The sequence below is a fragment of the Mitsuaria sp. TWR114 genome (genome assembly GCF_007997345.1).
This window is the reverse complement of the sequence record NZ_VOSR01000219.1, coordinates 1-2093: the sequence shown is the minus strand read 5'-3', so window position 1 is coordinate 2093 and position 2093 is coordinate 1. Positions and strand designations below refer to the sequence as shown.

The following is a 2093-nucleotide window of genomic DNA, read 5'->3' as shown; positions in this document are numbered from 1 at the left end:
ACAACGGCCACACGGTCCAGGTGAACGTGGCGCCGGGCAACTCGCTGCAGATCATGGGCCGGCGCTACGAACTGCAGCAGTTCCACTTCCATCGCCCCAGCGAGGAGCGCATCAACGGCCGCCAGTACGACATGGTGGCCCACCTCGTCCACAAGGATGCCGAGGGCCGGCTCGCCGTCCTGGCGGTGCTGCTGGAGCGCGGCCAGGATCAGGCGCTGATCCAGACGGTCTGGAACCACCTGCCGCTGGAGCGCGGCGACACCTACAACGCGCCGGTGCCGATCGACCTCAACCAGCTGCTGCCCGCGGAGCGGGGCTACTTCTCCTACATGGGCTCGCTGACGACGCCGCCCTGCACCGAGGGCGTGCTGTGGCTGGTGCTGCGCCAGCCGGTGCAGCTGTCGACCCAGCAGATCTCGGTGTTCTCGCACCTGTACCCGATGAACGCGCGGCCGCTGCAGGCGCAGTCTGGCCGCCTCATCAAGGAATCGAACTGAGGGCCCGCGCCCTCGATGGCTGAGCCGTGGGAGCGTTGTCTCCCGCTTGGGCCGGCGTCGTGACGAGCGTCACGGCGTCGGCCGTCTTCTTGGTGGAAACCCTTGGTTATCACTGGCGCTCACCGCACAATCCCGGCCGCCGCGCGCCAGAAGCCATCACGCGTTTGATCTTGGTCATGGACGGCGCGGCCGGAACCTCAATTGCCCTTTCCCTCCGTGGAGGGGCGCCCCATCCCCCCAGGACACCCCCGCCGTGATGAAGACCATCAAGTCGCGCCTGATCGCGATCAGCATCCTGATCGTCGTCGCCGCCGTCGCGCTCGCCACCTTCGCCAGCTACTGGGCCGTGCGCGATCACGCCCGTCGCCAGGTGCAGGCCCAGTTGACCGACCTCGCCACCGCCAACGCCAACGGCGTTGCCGCATGGGTGAAGACGCAGAAGGACGTGGTCGCCGCGATGGCGCCGGCCGCGCAGCTCGAGGACCCCCGTCCGGTGCTGACGCAGGCGCTGCAGTCCGGGCGCCTGGACCTGGCCTATGTCGGCGGTGCCGACAAGCGGATGATCTCCATCCCCGACCGCCAGCGTCCCGCCGACTACGACCCGACCGGCCGCGGCTGGTACAAGCTGGCCTCCGCGACCGACCAGCCGGTGATCACCGCGCCCTACGTGGCGGCCTCCAGCAAGAAGCTGGTCGTGACCTTCGCCAGCGCGGTGCGCGCGGGCGGCGAGCTCAAGGCGGTGACCGGCACCGACGTGGCGCTGGACGACATCGTCGCGACGATGAAGTCGATCAAGCCGACCGCCAGCGGCTTCGCGATGCTGCTGGACAAGCAGGGCACCGTGATCGCCCACCCGGACGCGGCCCTGACGCTCAAGCCGGTGAAGGACCTGTCGGCGGCGATCGACGGCGCGCTGCTGACGACCGCGCACGGCGACGAGCCCACGCTGGCCGAGGTCGGTGAGCATCGCTTCTTCCTGAAGGCCGTGGATGTGCCGGGCACGACTGGGTGCTGGTGGCCGCGGCCGAGCGCAACGAGGCGCTGGCGGCGCTGTCGGACGTGCTGCGCAACGCGGGCCTGACGATGCTGGTGGTGACGGCGGTGGCGGCGCTGGTGGCGGCCGCGGCCGTCGGCGCGCTGCTGAGCGGCCTGGCCGGCATCAAGCGCGCGATGAACGACATCGGCGCCGGCGAGGGCGACCTCAGCCAGCGCCTGCAGGTGCGCGGCGAGGACGAGATCGCCGACATCTCCCGTGGCTTCAACCAGTTCGTCCACAAGATCGAGCAGGTGATGCTGCAGGTGCGCGAGACCAGCCAGTCGATCGCGGTCGCCTCGCGCCAGATCGCCGCCGGCAACCACGACCTGAGCCAGCGCACCGAGGAGACGGCCAGCAACCTGCAGGAGACGGCCAGCTCCATGGAGGAGCTCAACAGCACCGTCGCCAACAGCGCCGCCAATGCCGACCAGGCGCGCCAGCTGGCCGACACCGCCAGCCGCGTCGCGCGCCAGGGCGGCGAGGCGATGGGGCAGGTGGTCTCGACGATGCAGGAGATCAGCACGAGCTCGCGCCAGATCGGCGACATCATCGGCGTCATC

3 protein-coding genes are annotated in these 2093 nt (G+C 70.0%); all 3 read left to right on the top strand.

Annotated features, from left to right (window positions below; translation table 11 throughout):
* Positions 1-497, top strand: a 497-nt coding sequence (locus FUT87_RS09940) for a carbonic anhydrase (protein WP_147240914.1), incomplete at its 5' end; no start/stop codon positions are given.
* A 256-nt stretch (positions 498-753) separates the two neighbouring features.
* A complete protein-coding gene (locus FUT87_RS09935) occupies positions 754-1578 on the top strand; it encodes a cache domain-containing protein (protein WP_147240913.1) in 825 nt (274 codons plus the stop codon).
* The coding region (locus tag FUT87_RS31390) for a HAMP domain-containing protein (protein ID WP_147240912.1) at positions 1506-2093 on the top strand (588 nt) is incomplete at its 3' end. The genes FUT87_RS09935 and FUT87_RS31390, both read left to right, overlap by 73 nt.